General features: G+C 52.3%; 19 protein-coding genes. 11 read left to right on the plus strand and 8 right to left on the minus strand.

The window, feature by feature from the left end:
- The first annotated feature begins 28 nt into the window (after window positions 1-28).
- From AC0YNX_RS02750 to gyrA, 8 genes are all read left to right on the plus strand, one after another.
- Window positions 29-1,807: an ABC transporter ATP-binding protein gene (locus AC0YNX_RS02750; protein WP_475814110.1), complete on the plus strand. Its 1,779-nt coding sequence runs from the start codon at window positions 29-31 to the stop codon at window positions 1,805-1,807.
- Window positions 1,804-3,642, plus strand: a complete 1,839-nt coding sequence (locus AC0YNX_RS02755) for an ABC transporter ATP-binding protein (protein ID WP_475814111.1) — start codon at window positions 1,804-1,806, stop codon at window positions 3,640-3,642. Before AC0YNX_RS02750 ends, AC0YNX_RS02755 begins: the two co-directional genes overlap by 4 nt.
- A 69-nt stretch (window positions 3,643-3,711) precedes the next feature.
- A complete protein-coding gene (gene purT, locus AC0YNX_RS02760; RefSeq protein ID WP_475814112.1) occupies window positions 3,712-4,890 on the plus strand; it encodes a formate-dependent phosphoribosylglycinamide formyltransferase in 1,179 nt (392 codons plus the stop codon).
- A 176-nt stretch (window positions 4,891-5,066) separates the two neighbouring features.
- Window positions 5,067-5,897, plus strand: coding sequence for a GDSL-type esterase/lipase family protein (locus AC0YNX_RS02765; protein WP_475814113.1), 831 nt, complete (start codon window positions 5,067-5,069; stop codon window positions 5,895-5,897).
- Between the two features lie 12 nt (window positions 5,898-5,909).
- On the plus strand, window positions 5,910-6,884 hold the full coding sequence (locus AC0YNX_RS02770) for an ABC transporter ATP-binding protein (RefSeq protein ID WP_475814114.1): 975 nt from the start codon (window positions 5,910-5,912) through the stop codon (window positions 6,882-6,884).
- Window positions 6,877-7,863, plus strand: coding sequence for an ABC transporter permease (locus AC0YNX_RS02775; RefSeq protein WP_475815164.1), 987 nt, complete (start codon window positions 6,877-6,879; stop codon window positions 7,861-7,863). The genes AC0YNX_RS02770 and AC0YNX_RS02775 overlap by 8 nt, the downstream gene beginning before the upstream one ends.
- Before the next feature lie 74 nt (window positions 7,864-7,937).
- A complete protein-coding gene (parE, locus tag AC0YNX_RS02780; RefSeq protein WP_475814115.1) occupies window positions 7,938-9,911 on the plus strand; it encodes a DNA topoisomerase IV subunit B in 1,974 nt (657 codons plus the stop codon).
- Between the two features lie 12 nt (window positions 9,912-9,923).
- Entirely contained in the window at window positions 9,924-12,380 is a 2,457-nt protein-coding gene (gyrA, locus tag AC0YNX_RS02785) for a DNA gyrase subunit A (RefSeq protein ID WP_475814116.1), read from the plus strand.
- A 17-nt stretch (window positions 12,381-12,397) separates the two neighbouring features.
- Here gyrA and AC0YNX_RS02790 read toward each other — a convergent pair whose 3' ends face one another.
- The gene (locus tag AC0YNX_RS02790; RefSeq protein WP_165911052.1) at window positions 12,398-12,565 is read right to left on the minus strand and encodes a hypothetical protein; all 168 of its coding nucleotides are present in this window, start codon (window positions 12,563-12,565) and stop codon (window positions 12,398-12,400) included.
- 240 nt (window positions 12,566-12,805) lie between these two features.
- On the opposite strand from AC0YNX_RS02790, the gene AC0YNX_RS02795 reads away from it, so the two are divergent.
- Window positions 12,806-13,213 carry a MarR family winged helix-turn-helix transcriptional regulator gene (locus AC0YNX_RS02795; protein ID WP_475815165.1) on the plus strand — a complete coding sequence of 136 codons (408 nt, stop codon included), beginning with the start codon at window positions 12,806-12,808 and terminating at the stop codon, window positions 13,211-13,213.
- A gap of 706 nt (window positions 13,214-13,919) precedes the next feature.
- Here AC0YNX_RS02795 and AC0YNX_RS02800 read toward each other — a convergent pair.
- The 4 genes from AC0YNX_RS02800 to AC0YNX_RS02815 are packed head-to-tail and all read right to left on the minus strand — an operon-like array spanning window position 13,920 to window position 17,685.
- A complete protein-coding gene (locus tag AC0YNX_RS02800) occupies window positions 13,920-15,347 on the minus strand; it encodes a CapA family protein (RefSeq protein ID WP_475814117.1) in 1,428 nt (475 codons plus the stop codon).
- The gene (locus tag AC0YNX_RS02805; RefSeq protein WP_475814118.1) at window positions 15,344-16,102 is read right to left on the minus strand and encodes an RluA family pseudouridine synthase; all 759 of its coding nucleotides are present in this window, start codon (window positions 16,100-16,102) and stop codon (window positions 15,344-15,346) included. The genes AC0YNX_RS02800 and AC0YNX_RS02805 overlap by 4 nt, the downstream gene beginning before the upstream one ends.
- Window position 16,103: 1 nt before the next feature.
- On the minus strand, window positions 16,104-16,970 hold the full coding sequence (locus tag AC0YNX_RS02810) for a class I SAM-dependent methyltransferase (RefSeq protein WP_475814119.1): 867 nt from the start codon (window positions 16,968-16,970) through the stop codon (window positions 16,104-16,106).
- Window positions 16,957-17,685: a response regulator gene (locus AC0YNX_RS02815; RefSeq protein ID WP_475814120.1), complete on the minus strand. Its 729-nt coding sequence runs from the start codon at window positions 17,683-17,685 to the stop codon at window positions 16,957-16,959. The genes AC0YNX_RS02810 and AC0YNX_RS02815 overlap by 14 nt, the downstream gene beginning before the upstream one ends.
- A 50-nt stretch (window positions 17,686-17,735) precedes the next feature.
- Here AC0YNX_RS02815 and AC0YNX_RS02820 point away from each other — a divergent pair, with 50 nt between their 5' ends.
- Window positions 17,736-19,871, plus strand: a complete 2,136-nt coding sequence (locus AC0YNX_RS02820) for a sensor histidine kinase (RefSeq protein ID WP_475814121.1) — start codon at window positions 17,736-17,738, stop codon at window positions 19,869-19,871.
- Here AC0YNX_RS02820 and AC0YNX_RS02825 read toward each other — a convergent pair.
- Window positions 19,868-20,188, minus strand: coding sequence for a helix-turn-helix domain-containing protein (locus tag AC0YNX_RS02825; RefSeq protein WP_475814122.1), 321 nt, complete (start codon window positions 20,186-20,188; stop codon window positions 19,868-19,870). The two genes, AC0YNX_RS02820 and AC0YNX_RS02825, sit on opposite strands and share 4 nt — an antisense overlap.
- 199 nt (window positions 20,189-20,387) lie before the next feature.
- Window positions 20,388-21,092: a protein-glutamine gamma-glutamyltransferase gene (locus AC0YNX_RS02830; protein WP_475814123.1), complete on the minus strand. Its 705-nt coding sequence runs from the start codon at window positions 21,090-21,092 to the stop codon at window positions 20,388-20,390.
- A 123-nt stretch (window positions 21,093-21,215) separates the two neighbouring features.
- Between AC0YNX_RS02830 and AC0YNX_RS02835 the strand changes: the two genes are divergently transcribed.
- Entirely contained in the window at window positions 21,216-22,367 is a 1,152-nt protein-coding gene (locus AC0YNX_RS02835) for a hypothetical protein (protein WP_475814124.1), read from the plus strand.
- A 36-nt stretch (window positions 22,368-22,403) separates the two neighbouring features.
- Here the strand turns inward: AC0YNX_RS02835 and AC0YNX_RS02840 are convergent, their stop codons facing one another.
- Entirely contained in the window at window positions 22,404-24,392 is a 1,989-nt protein-coding gene (locus AC0YNX_RS02840) for a terpene cyclase/mutase family protein (protein ID WP_475814125.1), read from the minus strand.
- Window positions 24,393-24,410: the final 18 nt, after the last annotated feature.

The raw sequence follows: 24,410 nt of genomic DNA on the forward strand, positions 1-24,410 counted from the left end.
AAAAACGCTGTAGGGAGTGGGTTACCCATTGGACGTCTTTAGGCAACTAAAAGAGTATTATTGGGTCGAACGGAAGAACTTGTTTCTTTCCATCTTCTGTTTGATCTGCGCAACCGCGCTGGGGCTTGTGTATCCGAATTTGCTGAGGATTCTGATCGACGATGTCATCAAGCCAAGAGACTTTAGGCTCGTACCAGCACTTTCTCTAACTGTAGTAGGGGTCGTAACACTTAAAGGCTGTCTGCAATTCCTAAGCGGCTTGTTCGGAGGAAGGCTCGGCAACCGGGTTGCGTTCCGACTTCGCAACGCGTGCTACACGAAACTGCAATCGCTATCTTTCCAGTACTATGACACGGCGAAGACCGGCGACTTGATGTCCCGTCTTACAGCTGATCTGGAGGCGGTGCGCAACTTCATCGGTTTCGGTTTTGCCCAAATCTTCAACATGGTCCTCATGGTTGTCTTCGGGGCAGCAATGATGTTCTCGATTCACTGGCAGCTGACGCTCATTACGCTGATTACGATGCCGGCGCTCGTGCTTGTCGCACTCAAGTTCGAGAAGCTTATTCATCCAGCGTTCCGCGAAATGCGCCAAGCGATGAGCAATCTGACAACGGCGGTGCAAGAGAACATTACCGGCGTTCGAACTGTAAAATCCTTTGCCCGCGAATCGTTCGAGATGGATAAGTTTTCGAGCCGCAGTGATTCGTACAAACAGAATCAGATCTCTGCTTCGGGACTGTGGGGCAAATATTTTCCGGTCATGGAGCTGCTCTCATCGCTGTGTGCGGTTATCCTCCTCGTTGCAGGCGGTACGCTTGTTATCCGGGGATCCCTCACGCTTGGTCAAATGGTCGCATTTTTCAGTATGGTGTGGTACATCATTGGACCGATGTGGTCGATGGGCTTCCTCATCAACAACTTTACGCAATCCAAAGCTTCCGGCGAACGTCTGGTTGAGCTGCTGAACGAATATGTACATGTGAAAGATGTCGAATCGGCGATTGAACTTGACGACAAGCATGTCAAAGGACATGTCGAATTCCATAACGTCACATTCAACTTCGCGGACAAAGCGCCTGCGATTACGAACGTTAACCTGGATGCGAAGCCGGGCATGGTTATTGGTCTGCTCGGGGCTACAGGCTCAGGGAAATCGACGATCATACAGCTGCTTATGCGTGCTTATAACGTGAAGACCGGCTCGATTACCCTTGATGGCACGGATATCCGCGACATCTCGATTGAGAGCCTGCGATCACAGATCGCGACCGTCTTCCAAGAGACATTCCTGTTCTCTTGCTCCATCCGGGACAACATTGCGTACGCAATGAAGAACGTTAGTATGGATGATATTGTTAAAGCGGCGAAGCTTGCGAAAGCCCATGACTTTATTATGGAATTGCCTGAAGGCTATGACACGATCGTCGGTGAACGGGGAATGGGCCTCTCCGGCGGTCAGAAACAGCGTATCGCGATTGCGCGCGCCTTGATTAAGAATCCGCGGATCCTGATCCTTGACGATGCGACCAGCGCCGTCGATATGGAGACAGAGCACGAGATTCAAGCCGGCTTCAGCGAACTTATGGCGGGACGCACCACATTTATTATTGCCCACCGGATCTCATCTCTTCGCCATGCGAACGAAATTATCGTCCTTGATAAAGGCCATGTTGTACAGCGCGGTCAGCATGAGAAGCTGATTGCTCAGGAAGGCCCGTATCTGGATACGTATAACATCCAATACGCGGATCGTCCTAGCGCCGCTAATCCGAATTTGCAAGTAGAAAGAAGGGTCGCACAGTGAGTGAGCAGCAGCAGAAGGGGCAGCCGCGCGCGAGCCATGAACGGTTCATCTATAAGGATGACGAAGCAATCGAGAAACCGTTTAACTGGGCTCAAGTGACAAGGCTGTTCACCTATATGAAACCATACCGCAAGCAGTTGCTGCCGGTCATCATCATTACGATGGTGCTCGGCACGCTCACGCGGCTGGCGATTCCAGCCATTATTATTATGGCGATTGACCAAGCGATTCAGCCGAAGAACGGCGGAGATGCGAGTCTCTCGAAGCTGTATCTGTACGCTGGATTGATGCTAGCTCTCTATATTATTCAATGGGCAGCTAACACGTACCGAATTAAGTATACGAATATCATTGGTCAGCAGGTCATTTATGATCTGCGGGCAGATTTGTTCAAGCATATCCAGAAGCTCTCATTCCGTTTCTTCGATAAACGCCCGGCAGGCTCCGTTCTCGTGCGTGTAACGAATGATGTTAACGCACTGCAGGATCTGTTCACCAACGGCGTCGTCAACTTGCTGATGGATTGCATTCAGCTTTTCGGTATCGTTATCATTTTGCTTCTCTGGAACTGGAAGCTCGGCCTTGCGATTATGATTACTGTGCCACTCATGTTCGTCATTTCGACGAAGCTGCGCAAACGGATCCGCTTCGCTTGGCAGGACGTTCGGATGAAGCAATCTCGTATTAATGCTCATCTCAACGAGAGCATTCAAGGAATGCGCGTGACCCAAGCGTATACGCAGGAGAAAGCAAACTTCAGCTTCTTCACGAGCGTTAACGGTACGAATATTAAAGCGTGGAATAAAGCTTCGGCAATGAACCAAATGTTCGGACCGATCATAGAGATTACGTCAGCACTCGGGACACTCATCCTGTTCTGGTACGGTGCGCATCTCATTCAAGTCGATGAAATTACTGTCGGTGTACTCGTCGGTTTCGCCAACTATGTGGGCAACTTCTGGGATCCGATCAATCGATTAGGTCAAATGTATGCACAGTTGCTCATTGCAATGGCATCCTCAGAGCGGATCTTCGAGTTTATCGACGAGGAGCCAACGGTAGGCGAGCTTGAAGATGCGGCCCAGCTTCCGCGCATTCGCGGGGATGTCTCCTTCGATTCCATCATATTCGAATACGAGAAGGGGAGACCGGCGCTTCGCGGCATCAGCCTCGACGTGCAGGCAGGCCAGACCATCGCGCTTGTCGGCCACACCGGCTCAGGCAAGAGTACGATCATGAACCTGCTATGCCGGTTCTACGATCCCGTTCAAGGCGCAGTGCGCATCGACGGTATCGACATTCGGAATGTAAGCATCGAGAGCTTGCGCTCGCAAGTCGGCGTCGTGCTGCAGGATACATTTATTTTCTCAGGTACGATTCGTGAAAATATCCGGTTCGGACGCCTTGATGCAACGGACGATGAAATTGTGAAAGCAGCAACGGCAGTCGATGCTCATGATTTCATAATGAGCTTGCCTGACGGATACGACACCGAAGTACAAGAGCGCGGCAACAGCCTCTCGATGGGTCAGCGCCAGCTGCTTTCCTTCGCACGTGCATTGCTTGCAGATCCTCGGGTTCTCATTCTCGATGAAGCAACCGCGAGCATCGATACAGAGACGGAGCTGAAGATCCAGGAAGCGCTGAAGAAGCTGCTGCAGGGTCGTACTTCCTTCATCGTAGCACACCGTCTATCCACGATTCGTAATGCAGATCGCATCGTCGTGCTCGATCACGGTCAAATTGTTGAACAAGGCAGCCATGAAGAGCTTATTCGTCAGCAGGGCACCTATAACGGGCTTATCGAAGCACAGTACCGCTTTTTATCGGCATAATTCTTGATTTTTCGCGAGAGAACCTCCACAATGGAAGAAAACATTTCTTCCAGGAGGTTCTTTCCTTTTATGTACGGATCACCGCTATCTTCGAACGCTCGCAAAATCATGCTGCTTGGCTCAGGTGAGCTCGGCAAGGAAGTCATTATTGAAGCACAGCGCCTCGGCATCGAGACTATCGCTGTTGATCGTTACGACAATGCGCCAGCGATGCAGGTTGCTCATCGTTCGTATGTCATTGACATGCTTGACGCTGCCGCGCTTCGTGGCCTTATAGAGAAGGAGAAACCGGATTTCATCGTTCCAGAGATCGAAGCGATTGCGACAAGCGCGCTTGTCGAGCTGGAGAAGGAAGGCTTCCGCGTCATTCCAACTGCACGTGCCGCTCTGCTCACAATGGACCGTGAAGGCATTCGCCGCCTCGCCGCAGAAACATTGCAATTGCCAACAGCGCCATACCGTTTCGCCGATACGCTCGAAGAGCTGAAGGCAGCGGTTGAGGAACTTGGCACGCCGTGCGTCATTAAGCCGATTATGAGCTCGTCCGGTAAAGGACAGAGCGTCTGCAAGACGGAAGCGGATGCAGAGAGCTGCTGGCAGTACGCGATGGATGGCGGACGCGCTAAGAAACAACGCGTAATCGTCGAAGGCTTCATTCATTTTGACTCGGAGATTACGCTGCTTACTGTTCGTTCGTCTTCCGGCACGACGTTCTGTGCGCCGATCGGACATGTTCAGAAGGACGGCGACTATATCGAATCGTGGCAGCCGCATGAAATGTCGCAGCAACAGGTTGAGGAAGCGCAGGAGATTGCGCGTGCCGTAACAGAAGAGCTGGGCGGCTACGGTATCTATGGCGTAGAGCTGTTCTTGACGAAAGATGGCGTGCTGTTCAGTGAAGTTTCGCCGCGTCCGCATGATACGGGCATGGTTACGATGGTCACGCAGGATCTGTCTGAATTTGCGCTGCATGCGCGTGCCATTCTCGGCTTCCCTGTGCCGACGATTCGCCTGCTGACGCCTGGCGCGACGTATACGCTCAAAGCTGACCGCGATTCGGATAGCTTCCGTATCGGCGGGGTAAACGAGGCGCTTGCGCTGCCGAATACGCAAGTACGTGTCTTCGGTAAACCGGTGACGAAGCCGGGTCGCCGAATGGCAGTCGCGATGAGCTCTGCGGATTCCTGCGACGAAGCGCGCAAGGTAGCGAAGCAAGCGGCTGAGCTGCTTCATATTTCGTACGAATAATCACTTGGATTGAGCTGGCGCTGTTGCGCTAGCTCTTTTTTCATTCTCGGGCCTGCATTGCTAGTGTGTCTTCCATGGAGAAATTTGCAAATTGATCCCGAAAGCATTACTTTAAAAAGAAAACGAGTTTTAACGAATTGTGAAGTTTGTGGAAAGAGAGAGGAGAAGCTGCCGCAATGACAAGGAAAACATCGAACGCGCTATGGCGGGCGATCGGCATAAGCGCATTAGTCTCGACTGCGGTGCTGCTTGCCGGCTTCGGCTATGCCGTCAAAGATATGCTTGCCCCCGCAGGGTCTACATACGAGGGTAAACCAGCTGCCGATCCAGCACCCGCTGCGCAATCCCCGTTAAGCGAGAGCAAGACGATTACCGTTGCCGCAATCGGCGACTCGTTGACGAAAGGGACAGGCGATGCGACAGGGCAAGGCTATGTGAAGCAGGTCGTCGATCTGTTGAAAGCCAAGTACCCGACCAAATTAGTCAAGCTTGGCAACAACCTGGCTCTGAATGGGTTGCGCGCGGATCAGTTGGCTCACTTGCTTAGTACTGACAAAGGCTATCGTTACGCGCTGCAGCAGGCGAACTTAATCGTGTTCACGATAGGCGGCAACGACTTGTTCCAGATCGCATCTGGCCAATCCTCGAATCAAGTGACCGGCGATATTAGCCTTGATCAGGTGAAAGCGGAGCTGCCCAAAGGAATTGAACGATTTAAGAAGGTCGTAAAGATTCTGCATGACATCAATCCGAATGCGCATGTCGTTTATGCAGGGATGTACAATCCGTTCTTCGATATTCAAGATTTGCGCGACGGCAGTCTGCAAGTGCAGAAGTGGAATGAAGAAGCGTATGCCATTATGCATCAATATCCGAATATGACGATGGTTCCGACGTTTGACCTGTTTGAGAGGACGATTGGCGACTATTTGTCGAATGATCATTTTCATCCGAATCATGAAGGTTATGGGCAAATTGCGGATCGAATCGTACAATCGCTGGAATAGGAGGGCAAGCCTATGCGTACACATGCAGCAGCATCTGAGGATGTCGTGCTTTCCGTGCAGGATGTAAAGAAACGGATTAGCGGCAAAATGATTATTAAAAATGTCTCCTTCGACGTCAAACAAGGTGAAATCTTCGGTTTCCTTGGTCCGAACGGGTCAGGCAAGACGACTACGATCCGCATGCTCGTTGATCTAATTAAGCCGACCTCTGGCGTCATTCGCATATGCGGCCACGACGTGCAGCGAGATCCGGAGCGAGCGCTTAGCTATATTGGCTGTATCGTGGAGAATCCCGAGGTTTACAGCTATATGACCGGATGGGAGAACCTCGAGCATTTCGCACGCATGCAGCGCGGCATCGACGAGAAGCGAATAGCAGAAGTAGTTGAGATCGTCAGCCTTCAGCAGCGCATTCACGATAAAGTGAAGACGTATTCGCTCGGGATGCGGCAACGGCTCGGCATTGCACAGGCGCTGCTTGGGCGACCGAAGTTGCTCATTCTCGACGAGCCGACGAACGGGCTCGATCCGAAGGGAATCAAGGAGTTGCGAGAGTTCGTGCGCATGCTGGCTGATCAAGGGATGAGCTTGTTTATCTCCAGTCATCTTCTCAGCGAAATCCAGCTCATGTGCGACCGGGTTGCGATCATTAGTCATGGCGAGGTGCTGGCGGTCGGCACGGTTGACGAGCTGGTAAGCCAAGCGGGCAATTACGTGCTGTGGCAGTTCGACAAGCCCGAAGCTGGCAGACAGTTGCTGGCTAGTGAGCCTGGCATGAAGATTATCGGTCATCACGAACACCACATTGATGAGAACATTCTCGCTGGCATGACGGATGCGATCATTACGACGATGAATACGGACCGGATCGCCGCGTTCGTGGAGAAGGCCGTGCACGCAGGCATCGGCGTCCTCTCCGTACAAAAGGTTGCGCCTACGCTGGAAGAGTTATTTTTGCAAATGACGGAAGGTGAAAGCATTGGATAGACTGCTCCCGCTCATTCAGAATGAAACGCTCAAGGTATGGAAGAAGAAACGGTTTTTCGTCGTTCTTCTCGTTCTTCTCGTTCTTATTCCGATTTTTACGTATGCGCAAATGAAGATTGCGGAAACAAATAAGAAGAACTTCAATGATTGGCGCAATCAGCTCGTCCAACAGATTAATGAGTATCAGAATATGCTCTCGAGTGACCGGATTCCGGAGGAATGGAAGCGTCAGCGCCGTATCGCAGTCCAGCAGCTGCAATACTATCTGGATCACGATGTGAACCCGAATTCGCCGAATGGCGTTACGTTCACGCGCAGCTTTATGTCCAATGCGGTGACGCTGTTCTATCCTTTGCTCGTGCTTGCCGTTGCATCGGATCTTGTCTCTGGTGAACGGTCGACGGGAACAATCAAGATGCTGCTGACTAGACCTGTCCGAAGATGGAAAATCTTGTTTAGCAAGCTCATCGCACTCACCATGTATGTTTCATTAACCGTTGTCGCGAGCGCCATTCTCTGTTATCTTATATCAGGCGCAGTATTCGGCTACGGCGGCTGGCAGATGCCGGTCTTCACAGGATTCGTTATTAACGGCTCAACCGTTGAAAGTTCTTATGTGCATGCCGTACCGCAATGGCTCTATGTGCTGATGGAAGGCGGGCTCATCTGGGTGTCGTCGATGACGGTCGCGATTCTGGCACTAATGGTATCCGTACTTGTTCGAAGCACAGCCGCAAGCATTGTAACGATGATGGCAGCGATTATCGCAGGGACGATTCTATCGAGCATGTCGTCCTCCTGGGAGAGCGCTAAATATATTTTTGCAGTGAATTTACAGCTTACGGACTATTTGGCAGGCTCTCCGCCACCGATACAAGGAATGACGTTATCTTTTTCACTGCTCATCCTTGCCATTTGGGCGGCCGCGGGACTGTTCGTCTCATTCCGTGTCTTTACGAAACAGGACATCATGAATTAGAATAGCTTGAAGTGAAGGGCGAATGCGCGTAAAGCGTTTAGAAGATAGCACGAAGATTACCAAAGGAGGAGCCTATGACTGAGCAGTTGAATCTGTTTACGGGCGATACGAATTCGGCTGCCGGCAATTATGATGCAGACGATATTCAAGTGCTGGAAGGACTGACGGCAGTCCGCAAGCGCCCTGGTATGTATATCGGGAGCACGAGCACATCCGGTCTTCATCATCTCGTCTGGGAGATTGTCGATAATGCGGTGGACGAGCATCTCGCGAAGTTCTGTTCCGCGATTGATGTGACGATACATAACGACGGTTCGATTACCGTTCGCGACAATGGACGCGGCATTCCGACCGGGATGCATAAAACCGGCATTCCAACGCCACAGGTTGTATTTACGATGCTGCATGCTGGCGGCAAATTTGGCGGTGGAGGGTACAAGAAGTCCGGCGGCCTTCACGGCGTTGGTGCATCGGTGACGAACGCGCTCTCCGAGTGGCTGGAAGTGGAAATTTACCGCGATGGGAAGATCCATAAGCAGCGCTTTGAGTACTGGGTCGATGATAAAGGCAAAGAGCATGTCGGCGAACCGGTGACCGGCCTTGAAGTAACCGGCAATACGAACCGTACGGGCACGAAGGTTACGTTTAAACCGGACGTGCGTGTGTTTCATGGCAATATTTCGATTAACTACGATACGTTATCCGAGCGGCTGCAAGAAATTGCGTTTCTGAACTCAGGCCTTAAAGTGACGGTGAAAGACAGCCGCAGCGGCAAAGAGGATCAATTCCACTACGAAGGCGGCGCGAGCCAGTTTGTCCAGTTCCTGAATGAGGACAAAACGGTGCTTCACGATGTCATTCATTTTACTGGCGAGAAGGATGAAATCGAGTTGGAGGTTGCGCTTCAGTATAACGATGGTTATACCGAGACGATGGCATCCTTCGTTAACTCGATTCCGACGCGCGGAGGCGGTACGCATGAGACGGGCTTTAAGACGGCGTACACACGTGTCATGAATGATTATGCACGCAAGAACGGTCTTGTGAAGGAGAAAGAAAAGAATCTCGACGGCAACGATCTACGTGAAGGCATGATGGCTGTCATCAACATCAAGATGGGCGAGGTTGAGTTCGTCGGACAGACGAAGGACCAGCTCGGCAGTGCATCGGCAAGAAGTGTAGTCGATGCGATTGTTTCGGACAAAATGCAGGTGTTCCTCGAGGAGAACCCGCAGGTAGCACAGATGTTGCTGAAGAAAGCGGTGCAAGCTTCGAAAGCTCGTGAAGCTGCGCGCAAAGCACGCGATGAAATCCGCAGCGGCAAGAAGAGGAGCGAGAGCTCGAATCTTGGCGGCAAGCTGTCGCCAGCTCAGTCGAAAGATGTCACGCGCACGGAGCTTTTCATTGTAGAGGGTGACTCCGCGGGCGGATCGGCGAAGCAAGGGCGCGACTCGAAGTATCAGGCGATTCTTCCTTTGAAAGGCAAGCCGATGAATCCGGAGAAGGCGAAGCTCCTTGATATTTTGAAAAACGATGAATATAAGGCGGTTATCGCAGCAATCGGTGCCGGAATCGGCCCGGAATTCGACGCGGAATCGTGTAACTATAGCAAAATCATCATTATGACCGACGCGGATACGGACGGCGCGCATATTCAAGTGCTGCTCCTGACGTTCTTCTACCGTTACATGAAGCCGCTAATTGATCTTGGACGCGTCTTCATCGCACAACCGCCGCTTTACAAGATTACGCGCAAATCCGGCAAGCTGGAGACGGTGCGTTACGCTTGGTCCGACGAGCAGCTGCAGAACTACTTGAAGGAGTTCGGCAAAAACTTCGAGCTGCAGCGGTATAAAGGACTTGGCGAGATGAATCCGGACCAGCTGTGGGAGACGACGATGAACTCGGAGACGCGCACGCTTCTTCAGGTTCAGATCGAGGATGCAGCCAAAGCGGAACGCCGCGTATCGACGCTGATGGGCGATAAGGTTGACCCGCGCAAGCGCTGGATCGTCGAGAACGTTGATTTTACGGAGTATGTAGAATAGGAGAGTAGCGGCATGAGTATGCTGGAACAGTTTTTGCCCGCGTTTCTGGAAGAGGTTGTTGGCGACCGATTCGGACGCTATTCCAAATATATTATTCAAGACCGTGCGATTCCCGACGTTCGTGACGGGTTGAAGCCGGTGCAGCGGCGTATTCTGTACGCCATGTATGATGCAGGCAACACGCCTGACAAAGGCTACCGGAAGTCTGCGAAGACCGTCGGCGACGTTATGGGTAACTACCATCCGCACGGCGATTCTTCGATCTATGAAGGTATGGTGCGTATGGCGCAGCCTTGGAAAATGGCGCATATGCTCATTGACGGCCATGGCAACTGGGGCTCGATCGACGATGATCCGGCTGCTGCGATGCGTTATACGGAAGCGCGTTTGTCGCCAATTGCGATGGAGCTGCTGCGTGATATTGAGAAGAGAACGGTCTTATTCAAAGACAATTTCGATAATACAACGAAGGAACCGGTCGTACTGCCTTCCCGTTATCCGAACCTGTTAGTAAACGGGGTCAGCGGGATCTCGTCCGGCTTCGCAACGGAAATTCCGCCTCATAACTTACGAGAAGTTATTAATGCATGCATTGCCATGATGGAGAACCCGGACATTGAGCTTGCACAGCTCATGTCAATCGTGAAGGGACCGGACTTCCCAACTGGCGGCCTCATTATGGGCGAAGATGGCATTCGGGAAGCATATACGAACGGCAAGGGACGCATCTACCACCGATCCAAATCGACGATTGAAGATATGAAGGGCGGACGCCAGCAAATCGTCATTACGGAGATTCCGTACCAGGTGGTGAAGTCGCGTCTTGTTACGGCGATGGAGAACATCCGTATTGAGAAAAAGGTTGAAGGCATCGCGGAAGTTCGGGACGAAAGTGGTCGTAACGGTCTACGAATCGTTGTGGAGCTGAAGAAGGATGCAGATGCCACGGGAATCCTGGCGTTCCTGCTGAAGAAGACCGACCTTCAAGTTGCTTACAACTTCAATATGGTCGCGATCGTCAACAAGACGCCGAAGCAGCTGGGCCTGAAAGAAATGCTGAGCGCTTATATCGCGCATCAGCGTGAAGTGGTGACGCACCGTTCTCAATACGAGCTGGAGAAAGCGGAAGACCGTGCTCATGTGCTCGAAGGGCTTGCGAAGGCGCTTAATTTGCTCGATGAAGTCATCGCGACCATTAAGGCTTCGAAGAACCGTCAAGATGCGCAGAACAACTTGGTCGCGAAGTTCACGTTTACGGAGCGTCAAGCCGATGCGATATTGACCCTCCAATTGTACCGTCTGACGAATCTGGAGATTACTTCGATTGAGAAGGAATTGAAGGATATCCAGAAGAAAATTGCTTACCTTAGCTCTATTCTTGCGAGCGATAAGAAGCTGATTGGCGTCATTCGGGAAGAGCTGCTTGAAATCCGCGAGAAATTCGGCATTGACCGCCGCTCGGATATTCAGGGCGAGGTTGAAGAGCTGAAGGTTAATCTCGAAGTGATGGTTCCAGCCGAAGATGTGTTCGTGACGTTAAGCCAAGAAGGCTATATCAAACGGACTTCGAAGCTGTCCTTCACCCGTTCCGGCGGCGAGCTGAACAACGCTGGCGTTAAGGAAGGCGACATTATTCGTACGCTGCTTGACGTGAATACGATTGACCAGCTGTTGCTCTTCACGCGCAAAGGCCAGTATTATCAGCTGCCTGTCCACCAAATTCCAGAGTTCAAGTGGAAGGATACCGGCACAGCCATCGTCAACGTTATTCCGATGCCTAAGGATGACAGCATTATTAGCGTCATCCCGGTGAAGGATTTCGAAGCGGCAGCGGATCAGTCATTAGTGTTTGTGACGAAGCGCGGCCAGGTGAAACGTACGGAGCTGAAAGAATATAAATCGACGCGCTCAACTGCCATTGCAGCCGTGAAGGTTGCGGATGGCGATGAGGTATTGCGTGTTCTAACGAGCGACAATAGTATGGACTTGCTGCTCATCACGAAGAACGGCCTCAGCATCCGGTTCCCTGAGAATGAAGTGAATCCGATGGGACGCGTTGCGGCAGGCGTTCGAGGCATTGCTCTGAAAGACGGCGATGAGCTTGTCGCTGCAGAGCGTGTTGTAGGCGATGAAGGCGAAGTGCTCGTCCTAAGCGAGCTCGGCTTCGCGAAGCGATCGCTGCTGCTGGATTATCCGATCCAAGGACGCGGCGGCAAAGGTGTTGCGACGTTCGAGTTCAAGGTGGGCAAAGGCGTCCGTACAAACGGCAATGAGCTAATTGGCGGATTGCATTGCAAGGAAGAGCGCGAGCTTGTCCTGTTCACCGCATCAGGTGCGAATTTCATTGCATCTACGGAGAAAGCGCCGATTGATGATCGCAAGTCAACAGGCCGTGCGCTCGCACCGGTAGATAAGAAAGATGTGCTTATTTCCATGTTCGTCCGCGCGGAACTGACGCGAGAAGGATAAGTAGTTATTGTTTTCGGTTAATCGTAGGGCAGATGGGGCGGTTCTTTCCGCTCCACCATTTGCATAATAAGATCAAGCACGACCCATAATGGCGCAGGTTCATCAAGTCGATCCAGCCATCGTGGGTCTTTTTTTATACCGAGATCCGCTAATTTACGTACGAGTTCAGCTTTGCGCTCATCCATAATTGGTCACGCTCCTTAACCGTTTTGCAGGCGAGCAAAACGGGCTTAGTAAGGTAATGCTTGGGGCTAAATTCGAGCCGGTACAACAGCCTATAGCACCAATGTATGTCTAAAGCTGTCAAATGGTTCTCTTTCAGCGCGATTAATGAGACAAAATATTAACTGCGTTAACCTTATATTCGACAATATCGCATGCTATAATAAAAGTAAGAAAACTCGGACAGAAAGCAGGTGGGTGTCATCGTTTCTGCGGAATTTGCACGGTTGTGGATGAAGATGACGAAGGAATGGAAATCGCATCTCGAGGAAGCGCTGGCGCCGAATTTAACGGAAGGCCAGCTCAGCGTGCTGGAGCTGCTGAGGCAGCATCAACCGATGAAACCGTCTGATTTGCTAGGATATTTGGAAACGACACCTGCGGCGATTACGACGCTGCTGGACCGCATGGAGCGGGGCGGACTCGTCGTGCGCAACCGCGATGAGAGCGACCGCCGCATCGTGTGGGTGACGATGACCGAGAAGGGACAAGCCGAGAGTGAGCGCGGCGTAGCCATCCGCGACGCCTACATTACCGAGGCGCTGGATCGGATCTCGTCGCATAACCAGCAGTTGCTGGTGTATTTACTCGGGAAGGTAGCGAATTCATAAAATGGTAGGCAGCAGCGCAGGAGTGATCTGCGCTGCTGTTTTTTTGTGTTGCGGGGTTTCTGTGCTGCAGTTCATGATAGAGAGAGGTTTGTTGAGAGAACACATGTGTGCTCTCGGCACCGAAGAGTGACCAACTAACATTCATTCTGTAGCTGAGAGAACGCATACGTGCTCTCAACCGCCAAACCACGCCGAAAGTTAGCTGAGAGAACCTATATGTGCTCTCAGCACCGAAGTCTGCCCAACTAACCAGTTTTCTTAGGCTGAGAGAACACATACGTGCTCTCAGCACCGGAGTATGCCCAACTAATCAGTTTTCTTTAGCTGAGAGAATGCACGCGTGCTCTCAGCCTCCAAACCACGCCGAAAGTTAGCTGAGAGAACCTATATGTGCTCTCAGCACCGAAGTGTGTCCAACTAACCGGGGTGTATTTCGGAACTGAGAGAGGTAAAACTCGCTCTCGGAGTGGGAAAACGGACGAAAGTGGCAGTGAGAGAGGGAAAAGTCGCTCTCAGAGCACAAAGGAGACTAACCAAGGCAATTTACGGGGCTGAGAGAGGTAAAACCCGCTCTCGAAGCGGAACTGTGGTGAAATTGGCGCTGAGAGAGGGAAAAGCCTCTATAAGTTGTTGTTCAAATGGGTTGTTCCCGGCAAAATAACAAATAAAACCTCCAGCTCTACAAGTAGCTGGAGGTTTTATTAACTTACCCGGCAACAGGCAGTTTGAGCGTTTTACCTGACATCGCGTGAATACGCTTGGTCAGCTGGCTGTACATGCTGGATAGGCTGCGATAATCGGCAGTGGACAAGTCTTTGAGCGACTTGGCATCTATCGTTTGTTTAAGCGGGACGACCGAGAACTTGCTGACGCCACCTGTCTTAATGCGATGAACCCAAGTGGGGATCGCTTCAACATCCTTGATCGTCGTTAGCTTGGACGGACCGTCCTTGTGAATTTGAACTTTATAAATGACACCATAGTCTTTCGATTTGCCTTGTTGGCTGGAAATGAAATTGCCCATCGAATAAATAATGAGTCCCTTGTGCACGGTGCCGTCTGGCTGAGCGGCTTCGACCATCTCATACGGCTGGACAACGTGCGGGTGAGAACCTGCGATAATATCGGCGCCAGCAGCGATTAGCTTGCGGGCCAATGTCTTCTGTGCATCATTCGGCGCAGTTTGGTATTCAATGCCGAAGTGAAGAACCACTGTGATGAAATCTGCTCCCGCAGCGCGCACTTTCTTGATGTCCTGCTGCATTTTCGTTTCATCAATCAGCGACACAGCGTAAGGTTGATCCTTCGGAAGCGGAATTCCATTCGTGCCGTACGTGTATGCGAGTAAGCCCATCTTAATGCCTTTGCGCTCCACGATCGTAATCTTCTCTGACTCAGCCTTCGAGCGAGCGGTGCCTTTAATATCAAAGCCGAGCTTCTCAAGCTTCGCCAGCGTCAGCGAAATGCCTTTGGCACCACGGTCGAGCGCGTGATTGTTCGCGGTCGTAACCGTTGTGAAGCCGGCGTACTTGAGCGCATCGCCCAGCTCAGTAGGGGCGTTGAACCTTGGATAGCCGGAGTAGCCGAGCGACTTGCCGCCAATCGGCGTCTCTAGGTTCGCCAAGGTCCAATCTCCCTCTTCCAGAATCGGCTTAACTGGTGTGAAGAACGAGTTAAAGTTGTACGTCTTCGTCTTCTCGTTATACGCGCCAGGGAGCTGAGGCATGTGCATCATAATGTCGCCAACAGCTACCCATGTCGCGTCAACTGATGGATCCGGCTGCTCAGGAGGTGGGGGAGTCTCGGAGTTCGAACTTCCCTGACCTGCATCCGAATTCGATCCTGGAGCATCCGCATTGTCTCCAGAACCATCATCGGCATTCGAAGCTGTCCCATTTCCAGTTCCATTCCCACTATTCGTAGCCGTACCATCTCCAGTTCCACTGTCTCCATTTGCAGAAGAATCAGCATTGTCAGATGGCGTTGTCGCATCATTACCTGGATTATTGGCCGTGTTATTCACGCCGTTATTGGGTGTATGCGGCTGCCCATTATTGACAGATGATTCATTGCCACAGCTGCAGAGCAGCAAGACGAGCAGCGGCAGCCACAACCATCGAAATGGTTTGGTCATGAGCCGTCAGTTCCTTTCTGCGGCAGTATCGTTTGTGCCCGTGCATAATCCTCATCGCTAAATCGGCTCCATGGCTCCGTCTTCGGCGGGGCTGCATGAAACGTCAGCCATTCCTTCGTGACAGGGTGTGCCACGCCGACCATCGCGGACCATAAAGCAATGTCTTGCTCACCCTGCACCACAGGAGCGCCGTACTTGCGGTCATAGACTAGCGGGCAACCGATCGCCGACATTTGGGCTCGGATCTGATGCGAGCGTCCTGTCAGCAGCTTCACGGCTACGAGCGAGTAGGCGCCATTCCTTGCGACAACCGAGTAGTCAAGAATCGCTTCTTTGGCATCCTGTACCTGTTTCGTATGCACCGTGACGATATTGCGTCCTGCATCTTTGCGAAGAAAGTGCCGCAAACGCCCTGACGAAGCTTCAGGCGTCCCATGTACAACGGCAACGTACAGCTTATCAAAAGAGCGGCTGCGAACCGATTCCGATAGCCTGCTTGCCGCCTTCGAGGTCTTCGCAAACAACATCGTGCCGCCAACCGGACGATCCAAGCGATGCACCAGTCCGACATAGACGTTGCCAGGCTTGTCGTAGCGCACCTTCAAGTCTTCCTTGAGCAGTGTCACCATATCCTGCTCTCCGGTATCATCGGCTTGCGAGAGTATCCCTGGCGGCTTGATAACGGCGAGCAGATGGTTATCTTCGTATAAAACAGGAAGGAGCGGGGTTGGTCCCGCTCCTTTGTCCATTGCCATCTTACTTGCCCTCCCAGCGACCGAGGATGCCACAAGGCAGTGTTAGGCCGGATGCCGAGATCGGCAGCCCGATCTCTCCGCATTGAATCGACCCTTCAAACTTGCGGCCGACCGTCATGTGCAGCATATTGTGCAGCACAGTAGGGGAGATGCCTGTTGTATATGAATTCACGAGCACGAATAGCGGATTCTCCGACAGAATCGTCGTACAGAAATCGAGGAACGGGAACAGGTTCGTCTCCAGCTTCCACATCTCTCCGTTCGGTCCGCGTCCGTACGAAGGCGGGTCCATAATGATCGCATCATACTTATTGCCGCGGCGCTCTTCGCGCTGGACGAATTTGAACACATCATCCGTAATATAACGGATTGGAGCAGATGCAAGGCCGGATAGCTCAGCGTTTTCTTTTGCCCACTGGACCATTCCTTTTGCCGCGTCGACGTGACAGACTTCTGCGCCAGCAGCAGCAGCTGCAACTGTTGCACCGCCAGTGTATGCGAACAGGTTGAGTACGCGAATCGGACGGCTTGCATTCCGGATTTTGTCCATCATCCACGTCCAGTTTACCGCTTGCTCAGGGAACAAGCCTGTGTGCTTGAAGCTCGTTGGCTTGATATGGAATTTCAGCTCACCATACTCAACCGTCCAACGTTCCGGCATCTTCGTGCGGAATTCCCATTCGCCGCCGCCTGAGGAGCTGCGGTGATAATGGCCATCGGCCGTCTTCCATTGTCCGGTTTCGTTCTCAATTGGCCAAATCGTCTGCGGGTCAGGTCTGCGCAGCACGAAGCGTCCCCAGCGCTCTAATTTCTCGCCGCCCCCCGTATCGAGAAGCTCATAGTCTTTCCATAAATCAGCGTTGTACATGAAGATTTCCTTCCTTGAAGTTAAATTTGTAGCCTACGCCCCGTACAGTCACAATGAAGATCGGGTTTGCAGGATCGGGCTCGATTTTTTTGCGAAGATTGCTGATATGCACCATCAGCGTGCGCGTATCCCCCATACTGTCATGACCCCAAACGACCGTATACAAGTCATCCAGCGCAAAAGCACGGTTAGGCGTCTTTGCGAGACGAACGAGCAGTTCGAACTCCTTGGCGGACAGGAAGACTTCCTTATCCCGCACATGAACCGTTCTTGCAGGCAGATCAATCACAAGGCCTTCAAACTGCAGCACCTCGCCAGTCATGCGTTCGATGGAACGCTGCTCATTGACCGTTTGGCGACGCAGATGCGCTTTCACGCGCGCGACGAGCTGGCTTGGGCTGAAAGGCTTCGTCATATAATCATCGCCGCCTACCGTAAGACCATGTATAATGTCAGTATCGTCGCTCTTGCAGCTGATAAACAATATGGGAACGTTGGAAACGGTACGAATTTGCTTGCAAACCTCGTAACCATCCAAATTTTTGAGCGAAATATCGAGCAAAATCATGTCCGGAATAATAGATTCCGCCAAACGGACGGCGTCTTCACCGTTGTCTGTTGTATGTACATCGTAGCCTTCGCGTTCCATATAAAGCGTAATGAGCTCAGTAATGTCAGCTTCATCGTCTACAACTAATATTTTGCTCCCACTCATCTTCGTTTCTTCCCCCTCTTCCTAGGCTATTATAACGAAAGGAGACAGGGGTGGGCAATCCGCGTTTCCAGGAGGTTAGCACAATTCGGCGTTATTTATGTTATTTTCTATTCGTTATGATCCCGATTCTTGCATTAACAAGTTGTTCGGTCGAGAATAAGCAGGTTAAACCGGCAGCCAAGGAAGGGACAATTGACCTGCGAAGCTGGCAGTTCGGATCAGACGGTCAGGTAGAATTGGCTGGTCAATGGGCGTTCTATGCAGGCAAACTGCTGCGGCCGGGCGATGCAGCGCTCGAGCAGCGCACAGCGACTGTAAGTGTGCCTCGGTCGTGGAACAGCTATCGTGACGTGCAGGGCATTAACGCGGGCCAAGGCTATGCGACGTATAAGTTAACCGTACTGATACAACGAACGGATCATGTGCTCGCGATGCGTCTGCCGAATATTTTTAGCAGCTATAAGCTTTGGGTGAACGGCAAGGAGCTCGCAGAGCTCGGGGAAGTCGGCACGAGCAGGGACAACTCAAAGGCGGAGCAGTTTCCGAAGATTGTCTCATTCAGCTCGGATTCGGACAAGCTCGAAATCGTCATCCAAGTATCCAACTTTCAGCATCGCAAAGGAGGCATTTGGGTTCCGATTCAGCTCGGCGACAGCGATTCGATCGTTGACGCGCAGATGAAGACAACAGCCAAAGAGATGCTGATTCTCGGCAGCCTCATCATTATCGGCGTCTATCACATTGGTCTGTACGCATTTCGGAGACAGGAGCAGTTCACGATTTATTTTGGCTTGCTCTGTTTATTCGTTGCTGCAAGAGCAAGCGTGACAGGGGAGAATTACCTGCTAAGACTATTCCCGATTTCGTGGGAAGCAGGACTCAAGATCGAATACATAGCATTCGCGCTCAGCGCGGTAACGGGCTTCCTCTATGTGTACAGGCTGTTCCCGATGGACGCCTCGAAGCGTTTGATACCTTTTGTAACGGGAATTGGGCTGTCTTTATGCGTGTTTGTGCTCATAACCCCTGCAATTATCTTCTCGAAGCAGCTTGCTCTGTTTCAATTATTCGTCGTAGGCGTTGCGATCTACTTGCTTGCCGTGCTCATTACCGCTCGGATACGCCGAAGAATCGGCTCCGCATTCGTCCTTACGGGGCTTGCCGTCTTCGTCGTGACCGTATTAAACGACATGTTGTTCTTCAATGAGTGGCTCGTCTATACGCAGTTAGTGCCGCTTGGCTTGTTCTTCTTTATGCTGATGCAATCATTCATTATATCAAGGCGCTTCTCGAATGCGATGGTGCAAGTGGAGCTTGTATCGAATGAGCTTCGTGAACTGAATACGCATCTGGAGGAGAGAATCGAAGAGCGTACGATCGCACTTAGCGATACGAACGCTACGCTGGAGCAGACGAACCGCGAACTGCAGCGATCGGAGACGTCACGGAGACATCTGATGACGAATATCTCTCATGATTTGCGTACGCCAATTACGCTCCTGCAAGGTTATTTGGAAGCCTTCCAGGATGGCTTGGTGCAGACGGAGGAGCAGCAGCGGCGCTATATTCGGATGATGCTCGGCAAAGTAGGAGGGCTCAACCGTCTCATCCGTGATTTGTTTGAGCTGACGAAGCTGGAGGCAGGTCAGACGCGGTTTGATTTTGCGAAGGTGCCGCTTGGGCAATGGATCCAGCAGCTGCATGACATGTACGAGATTGATGTCATCAGCAGCGGCTTGCGGTTCAGCTGCGATTTCCACAGTGTCAGCTCCACAGAGGATGGCCATGCGCATGAGAAAGAACAGCAGAACCGCATACTGCTTAGCCTCGATCTGGCAAGAATGGATCAAGTGCTGGCGAACGTTGTGTATAATGCGATCAAGTACACGCCAAGAGGCGGGGAAATCACGCTCTCCTTCTTCTTCGAGGAGCATACAAGCCGAGTCATCGTAACGGTGAGCGATACCGGCAGCGGAATCGCGGATGAACATTTGCCGTACATATTCGACCGTTTCTACAAGAAAGACGTGTCGCGGAATTCAGCGGATGGCGGAAGCGGGCTTGGGCTTGCGATTGCCAAAGAAATTGTGGAGGCGCATGAAGGCGCGATAGGTGCGGTGAGTACGGTGGATAAAGGGACAATGATTTGGTTCATGCTGCCGGCGGAAGTGCGGAAAGTTAGTTAATCGACTTGTTTAATGACAGCCATCATACGGTCAATGGACACTTTGCGCTTCTCCTGATCCATATTGCTGAGCAGCCGAATAATTTCGATCGTCTCAGGTGTCAATGTAGGTGATTCGCGCCTTGATGGCTCACCGCCGATAATATAGTCGAGCGAAACGCTGAACAGAGCGGCTAGTTTCCTCAATGTGTCATAGACAGGTTGTCTATTGTTAATCTCATAATGGCTGTAGGCAGAGCGGGTAATGCCGATCTGCCTTGCCACCTCGTCTTGCGAGTATTTGTGGCGCAGTCGCAGCTCACGTAATCGATCTCCCATCGTCATCATCGAAAACCCCTTACTTCATAATTATTTATCTATTTTGCTACAGAATGTCCTATTATGTAATTTATGATACAAACTGTATCGTTGTCAAGTGATTTTTTATATCGTATTGATCTAGCAGCGGGCTAGGACGGCAAAAGGTGAATAGGCAAAGGCCAAGCAGAGCGATGACTCAGCCTGGCCTTTACTTGCGTTAATGCACAATATATCTCCGCATACCTATAGTCGCGCACACCGTATTTGGTTCAAGTACGATAGGAATCACTCGGTTCGGTCGAATGTCAGCAGGTGCGTGCTTGGATAATGAGGCGAAATTCGGATATATAAACTGATCCTCCAGATAGGCGGATTCCGTCGCACCAGGGGCGCGATGCTTATTCAGCGCTCTGATAATGCCTTCCCCGTCCTCCATGCCGATGCCATGTCCGAAATAGTTATCCTCGCCCATCTTGATCACATTCTCGCCTTGCCAGATTCGTTCCTCCGGATTAACCTCCGGATTCTTGAAGTACAGGACATCGCCGGGCTTCGAGTTCGAGCTTGGCGCGTCTTCCCGGGTTAATCCAAGATTGTTGTCGAACTGCCACGAATGCAAGTAGAGCCTTGGGAATAGGCGGTTGAACTGCTCATCTCCGAGCGTCTCCAACACTGCTTTGTATTCAATTATCATTACAGCAGTCGCACACTCAAATCCATATTTACTCGAATTGGTGTAAATATCGCGGATCCCTTCAGCTGCTGTGACATCCCGCTTCAGCTCGAAGCCGCCCTCGCTAGTCAAATTCCAATATTCCGGATTGCTATACGACGTCCGGAACGTCGCGAACCCCGCATCGCTATTGTTCATGGCTCTGGCCGCTGCCAAAATATTCGACCGTAATACCGGTTCAAAATTCATCTCTCATACCGCCTTTCTCATGCAGCTCTCACGCCTACCCCATTGTATGGGCAAAGGATAATGCTTGTGCATTTAGCAAACCCTGTAAAGGTTGACGCAAGTTTGAGGGAGGTGAGGAATGGCATGCGCAATGCAAGGTTCATCTGGCAGATCGTCTGTCTACTCGGGATCGCTGTTATGCTTGGCAATGGCAGCTACCGCGCCTCTGCTGAAGCTGAAGGGGCAAAGCTGCGCGTGGCTGCGACACCTGAATCGGTCAGGGCAACGGAGCTTGCGATCGGGAGCGATGAAGCCATTACGAAGATGCTGAACAATGGGTCTCGCGTCCGGATATATTCGATCCCCGTCACGGATACATACATCTCCTTTAGAAAAGGAAGCGAGGAGCTGACGCTTCCAGTCGATCGTTACGGCGCTGTATATGACACGGTTGCTGAAGAGAAATTGATCCTGCGAGAACCGGATCAGCAGCTGCTCTCTCAGCGTGTTCATGAGCTTCGGAGAGCATTTTATGGTCGAGTGCTGCCATGGGAAGAGGCGAAAGTGTTTGTTCCGCTCATGTCCAGCTTCACTCTTACCGATCTCGATACTGGCCTGACGTTTAACGTGCAGCGACGAGCCGGCAGCAGCCATGCCGATGTTCAGCCATTGACGCGCGAGGACACGGAGATTATGAAACGCATCTATAATGGCAAATGGAGCTGGAAGCGAAAAGCGATTCTCGTTCAGGCAGACGGTGAGGTGCTGGCAGCTTCGATGCACGGTATGCCGCATGGGGGAGACGGGATCCCGGATAATGATTTTTCCGGCCACTTCTGTGTGCATTTTCTCGGGAGCACGACGCACAAGACGCAAAGCGTCGACCCGGAGCATCAACTTATGGTGTTCAAAGCAGCCGGCAAGCTGCCCGAGTATGTTGGCGCCATGAATCCGGACAACATTGTCACAACCTTCTTCAAGACTTTTAATTTGAGGGAAATTCAAGCTGCCCGCATGTTGTTCGAGGACCCTTATGATGAGAAGCTTGATAGGCTTCTTGCTCATGTGGAACGGATCGCTGCCGAGCAGAAGAAAGAGATCGCGGTGAACGCCTTGGAAGACGAGCTCATCGCGGATCTCTCGCAGAATGTAAGGATGCTGGCTCAGAACAAGAAGGTGCTGAGGCTGAAGCTGGGGCTGATTCTCGTTCGGGAATCTCCGGCAGAGCCATGGAAGATCGAGTCGATTGCCGCGACGGACGGCAAGGGCCGAGATATGCTTGAAGCGGACCAATAAGTATAGTAAAGCCAGCTAACAGCTTGTGATGTTCATTCATCCCCCATACTTGTTGCGGTAATGAGCGAGAGCGAGCAAGGGCCAGACGAGCGGGTAGCTCTCGTAGCAGGAATAGATATAACCGGGCAGGCCAGCGCCATTCGGATAGCGTGCAGCAAGCGATTGCTGCTGCAGATGCTCGCCGGGCAGCTCGCGCAGCAAGTAGGCGCAGGCGCGCTCCATCGTCACGGTCGGCGACGCATGCACCGCTATGAGAGCATCCAGCGCCCAAGCGGTTTGGACGAGTGTGGAGGCAGGTAGGGGGACGAAGCGCTTCCCGATGTCGCTAGCGCATGATTCACCGAAGCCGCCATCCTCGCGCTGGATGCTGTTCAGCCAATCGACTGCGCGGCGGATTTGCGGATGCTGCGGCGGTTCGCTGACAGCGGCGAGTCCGGTCAGAGCCGCCCAGGTGCCATAGATATAACAGACGCCCCAGCGTCCGTACCAAGAGCCATCCGGCTCCTGATGGCTGTAGAGCCAATTCGCAGCTCGGCGGATGAAGTGATGCTCGGTTGTCAGCCTGCCGAAGCGGCCGAGGTATTCGAGCGTCCTGCCAGTCAGATCCGGCGTGGATGGATCAGTTGCTGCGTCCTCGGCGCCGTCAAGCGGTACCCAGCTGATCAGTTTGCTGTCGATGCCCCGTTCGAACGCGGCCCAGCCGCCGTCGGTGTTCTGCATCGAGAGAAGCCAGTTGAACCCTTTCTCGCGAGAGGCTGTGTAGTCCTCTGCTGCTAGAGCATGAATGGCTCGCAAGGCAGCTGTTGTATCATCATTGTCGGGGTTGATCGTGTTAATGTTCGAGAAGCCCCAGCCGCCAGGAGCGGGATTCGCGACTTTGCGCTGCCAGTCGCCAAGCTTCGTATGCTGCCGCGAGAGCAAGAATTGCCCCGCGCGCAGGATAGAAGGATGCGACGGAGAGAAACCGGCTGCTTGCAGCGCGTGGCTGATGAGTGCGGTATCCCAGACGGCGGACGTAGTATTTTGGACTGTGGAGGCTCTGCTATGCTGTGTCCAGTCTGGTGTAAGCATGGTCTCGAGCCCTTGGATCGCTCCGGCAATTAGCGGATGCCCCGCCTTGAAGCCAAGTGCCCGCAGCGCATGAACCATCAGAACGGTAGCTGTCGCATAGCTGTACAGCATGCCATCGGCTTCGATGCGCGCTTGCATGAACGAGACGGCTCGATCGGTCGCCTCCTGATGCAGCACACGGCGATCATCATCGATCTGCCGCAGTTTATAATGAAAATGCCTCTGCCAGCTGCCCTGCTGCAGCCTTTGTTCCTCATCTGAGCTTCTCAGTGATTGGAGCGGAGCGATCGACGGCAGCGTGAATGCGGGCTTGCGGTCACCAAGTATGAGCATCGGCGCCATATGGACGCGCGCGTAGCCGGAGAATTGATAGAAGTGGATAGGCGCTGATTTCGGCAATAACATGAGGGTGAGCGGGACCGGAAACCAGCGCGGCCAACGGTATTGTCCAACTGCGGCGAGCAGAAACTTCGTTAATAGGCTGTCGATACGGGATAAGCCGCCAAGCGCGAGCATAGCCTCGCGAGCTCGCTTCATATGCGGCTCATTCGGGGATGCGCCTGCGAATTGCAAGGCGTAGTAGCATTCCGCTGTTGCGGCGGCATGTCCGGCCGCATCATTCGGGTAGCTGCGCCACGCGCCATCCGCGCTCTGCTTGGCTTCGATCCTCTGCCGCAGCTCAGCGACTAATTGGGGCTTCGGTATTTGCATGCTCTGCAGCAGCATGATAACTGCCGCATCCGTGGACGTCCCGGCATCCACGAAACCAAGTCGCCAGCTGCCATCGGCGTGTTGCCTCGGCAGCAGACGATTGACGAGCAGATTGATGCCAGCTTGGATCTGGTTCAGCTCTGGCTGCATAGCGGCACCTCCTTCCCAAGTTGCATCTGCGATCCGCTCGATATGGATGCTGCCCTTCGGGTATAAGTGTATGATGCTAACGCCATCATTCATGAGGAGATTGACACAAAA

This window comes from Paenibacillus sp. J31R98 (assembly GCF_056269245.1).